Here is a 3981-nt window from a genome sequence, read left to right on the forward strand (position 1 = left end):
CCACTGTAATGATTATCATTTTCATTAGCTGTATATTTTATTTCTTGGAAGTCCCTTATTCACTATAATCAAAGGTGTGACAGCAGCCTCCCGGTAAGTAATGTTTCTCCAAAACTACCACCCGGTATCCTTGCTTAGTTAAACAGGCTGCGGCTGAAAGTCCACCTAATCCAGCTCCTAAAATCACATAATCGAAGATTTCCATCACAAACTCCTCTGGTAATCTTGATATCTCTTGATTTCGGCAGTATGGTTGTTATTTTTGTGGTCAAATAGCAAAAATAATCAAAATCTCGGCATATTTTCACCTGGCTTTTATGTTTTCAAATCATCTTAATTAGAGATGGCTAAAAACTAAATTAGCGAGGTCAACATTAGTTAGCAAATAAAATCTCTTCAACTACTCGGATAGCTATATAATCTGCAACCGAGCGTCAATCAATACAAAAGATTTGTCTTAAATAACACGAACTCAATTAAACCAAACAATCTTGGTTTAAACTTAAGCTATGGGAAGGGTAAAATATTTTTTCAAATTCAGGTTTTTAAGGCTAATTTGAAAAAATACACTAATCAATCTGTAGCTTGCCTTGTATTCCAGGCAAGCGTTTGAAAAGTTTTGCAGTATGGTATTTATACTTGATGTCTTCAGCTTATCAAAGACAAAAAGATTTGTTTATTAAGTTTGAAAATTGTAGTTTTTCTTAATAAAAGTAATTATATAAAGGTAGAAAACGGAAGGCAGAGGGCAGAAAAAACATTTAATAAGACTGAATAAAAAAGATTATTTCTAATAGCTGAAAATCTCAAAATTACCATGCAGTTGTAAAAAATTATGCTAATATATAGGTGGGATCGCAAAGAACTTCTCAAATAGGAGGAAGTGGCGACACCCTTAACACAAGTGTTTGGTTAAGAGTCATGCCAAACCAGGATCTTAGGAAGAAACGACTATGAGAGGTTCTGGCTAAGACAGCGAGACCAATAAACTCACATTCGTCATGGAGGAAAAATTGGATCAAATTGGATCGCAGACCTGAGGGGTTTAGTTGGTAATAACTAGACCCCTCAGCTTATGGGCGAGTATCATCCTTTGATCACAGCTACAGGTCTAAGCCGAGCCACCTTACGGGCAATACCAGCGTTGTGAACAACATTCACAACACGGCTAACATCTTTGTAAGCCTGTGGTGCTTCCTCCGCTAAACCAGACATAGAACCTGCACGGATATTGATGCCTTCTTGTTCAAGTTCGCCACGCAAGCGATCGCCTTTGACTTCCCGCTTCGCCTTAGCGCGACTCATAACTCGCCCCGCGCCGTGACAACTAGAACCAAAGGAAAGGCGATCGCTTCTTTCAGTTCCCAGCAAAATCCAGCTTTGCGTACCCATCGAACCAGGAACCAAGACAGGTTGACCCAAAGAACGATAGTCAGTCGGTAAATCAGCAAACCCAGGCCCAAAGGCTCTAGTCGCTCCTTTGCGGTGAACACATACTGTCATCTGTTCGCCTTCAATTTCGTGAGTTTCAATTTTGCCCATATTGTGAGCGATGTCATAGACTTGGCGTAAATTCGAGTTTTGTTTACCAAACACTTCCTGAAAGCTACGGCGTGTATGCGATGCTAAAACCTGACGGTTAGTAAAGGCATAGTTAGCAGCTGAGTTCATCGCCGCCAGATAAGCTTGTCCTTCAGGAGATTCAATAGGGGTGCAAACCAGTTCTCGATCTGGTAAATCTATTCCATAGCTGATGACTGCAAATTGAAAATCTTGCACATAATCTGTGCAAATTTGATGCCCAAAACCGCGCGAACCACTATGAATCTGCACAGCCAGACAACCTTCATGTAAGCCCATAACATCAGCCGCTTCTGCATCGTAGACTTTTTCTACTACATCCACTTCCAGAAAATGATTACCGGCACCCAAAGTACCTAGCTGTCCTCTAGCCCGCTCTTTAGCTCGTTTGCTCACACGTTCTGGATCTGCGCCTTTTAAACAACCAAATTCTTCCGTGTAATCTAAATCTTCTGGTTCGGCATAACCTTCAGCCAGTGCCCAACCTGCACCTTCACGACAAACTTGGTCTAGTTCTGCTGTAGTTAATCGGACATTGCCCTTTTCTCCCACACCACTAGGACAGTTACGGTACAGGGTAGTTGCTAAATTACTCAGTTGGGATTTAGCAGTCTTATACTCAAGTGTCGATGCTAAAACGCGTACACCACAGTTGATGTCATAGCCAATTGCTCCTGGGGAGATAATGCCACCAGGTACTTTCGCTGCCATCACCCCACCGATAGGCATTCCATAGCCTTGGTGGACATCGGGCATGACAACTACATGACCGACTAAACCAGGTAACATGGCAACATTAATCGCCTGTTGAATCGATAAATCTTCCGAGGCATCCTCTAGAAGTTTTTGATCGGCAAAAATCCAGACAGGAACTTTCATATTTGGATGGTAGGAAGTAGGAATTTCCCACAAATAATCCTCAATCCGCCGGAAATCTCGTTTATTAAACATAAACCCCTCTGGCTCTAGAAATTGCTAATTGTCTGATGTTTTAAGGGGCAAAAAGCTCGTAGTGATTTCTCAAACATCCAACACTAAAGTCGCTTCCAGACCTTTTTCTGTAGTCTGAATTGCCAGATTGTTATAAGTCACTGCCTTGATTAACTTGTTCGAGTTTTTAACTGGTGCACCACTAACTTTTGCTTGTAAATTGTGCCGATCCAGATGCAGGATTTCAAATCGGTTAAACCCCAAGCCTTCGCTTTCGTGCAGATACAAAAGTTCATTTAACCAAGCAACTAGTAGACTTTCGTAGTCTACTCCGTGGAGTTGAATGTTACGGCTAACTGGAAAATTGGCTCCTCGCTGGACAGATGCGATCGCATAAAGTCCATTTGCCGCCTGGATAAATAAGTCTGCTAGATTTTGTCCCCATACACGATAAGCCCAATCAGCTGTATGTTCAACCTCCTCAAACCCTGCTAGTGAATTGAGGAAGTCTGGACTTTGCATAAAAACCTCCAAGATTTTTCCATACTATCAACTGGAGGTTACTGATATTTCAATCTTTAGTTAGATTCAGGCGTAACTATCGGTTGAGTTAAAAGTAAAACGGTTCTTCCGGTAGTTTTATGGTCGTTATTAGAATTGACTTGATTTTAATAACTTATAATTTAGTGATATCAAATAATTCCAATTGACGTACTGAACCTTAAAAATAAGCAAGACAAAAACAAATAGCCATATTCTTAGGTCTAGTTTATAACTTTTTAAGGGAAGTTAACCGCAATATAAAATTACGGTCTCTATCCCACAGGCTCTAGAGAATATCGTTATATTAGAGAAGTGTAGAAGATCAAAAATTTTGACTTAATGCATAAGACAAGCGACCGAAAAATGAAGTGTTTACCTCCAAATAAAAGTAGTGTAAGCACTCATTATAAAAGTACGGTTACTACCCCAAAGAAGTAAAGATTGTCTTGTTATATTAGAGAGGTAAGAACAAAGCGAACTGACACGCATAACTAAGAAAAACAAATAGTTTGAAAGCTAAATAGAGTAATATAACCTCGTTATACAGTCTTTATGGTTGGGAGCAAATTAAAATATAAGCCCCCTAAACTATAACGAAAGAATTATCGGATTCGGAATGTAGAGATGCGAGCAATTGCGTCTCTACATTCTGGACCCAAACAAACTCATTAATTGAGAGTTTGATCCTGGCTCAGGATGAACGCTGGCGGGATGCTTAACACATGCAAGTCGAACGAAATCCTTCGGGATTTAGTGGCAGACGAGTGAGTAACACGTGAGAATCTGGCTTGAGGTTTGGGACAACCGTTGGAAACGACTGCTAATACCAAATATGCACAACTGTGAAAGGGGTTAACCCCGCTTCGTGATGAGCTCGCGTCTGATTAGCTAGTAGGTGTGGTAAGAGCGCACCTAGGCGACGATCAG

At 40.7% G+C, this 3981-nt stretch carries 2 protein-coding genes, 1 rRNA gene and 1 pseudogene; 1 reads left to right on the top strand and 3 read right to left on the bottom strand.

Going from position 1 to position 3981, the window contains the following annotated elements; all coding sequences use genetic code 11:
• Positions 1–58: 58 nt before the first annotated feature.
• The 3 genes and pseudogenes from BV375_RS24940 to BV375_RS24950 all read right to left on the bottom strand — a co-directional run.
• Positions 59–205: pseudogene (locus BV375_RS24940) on the bottom strand (FAD-dependent oxidoreductase); the annotation flags it as partial.
• 881 nt (positions 206–1086) lie between these two features.
• Positions 1087–2532 carry an RtcB family protein gene (locus tag BV375_RS24945; RefSeq protein ID WP_086765502.1) on the bottom strand — a complete coding sequence of 482 codons (1446 nt, stop codon included), beginning with the start codon at positions 2530–2532 and terminating at the stop codon, positions 1087–1089.
• Positions 2533–2601: 69 nt separating this feature from the next.
• On the bottom strand, positions 2602–3033 hold the full coding sequence (locus BV375_RS24950; RefSeq protein WP_086765504.1) for an archease: 432 nt from the start codon (positions 3031–3033) through the stop codon (positions 2602–2604).
• 689 nt (positions 3034–3722) lie between these two features.
• Here BV375_RS24950 and BV375_RS24955 point away from each other — a divergent pair.
• Positions 3723–3981: ribosomal RNA gene (locus tag BV375_RS24955) — 16S ribosomal RNA — on the top strand; the annotation flags it as partial.

It is taken from the genome of Nostoc sp. 106C, from assembly GCF_002154725.1.
Classification (GTDB): Bacteria; Cyanobacteriota; Cyanobacteriia; order Cyanobacteriales; family Nostocaceae; genus Aulosira.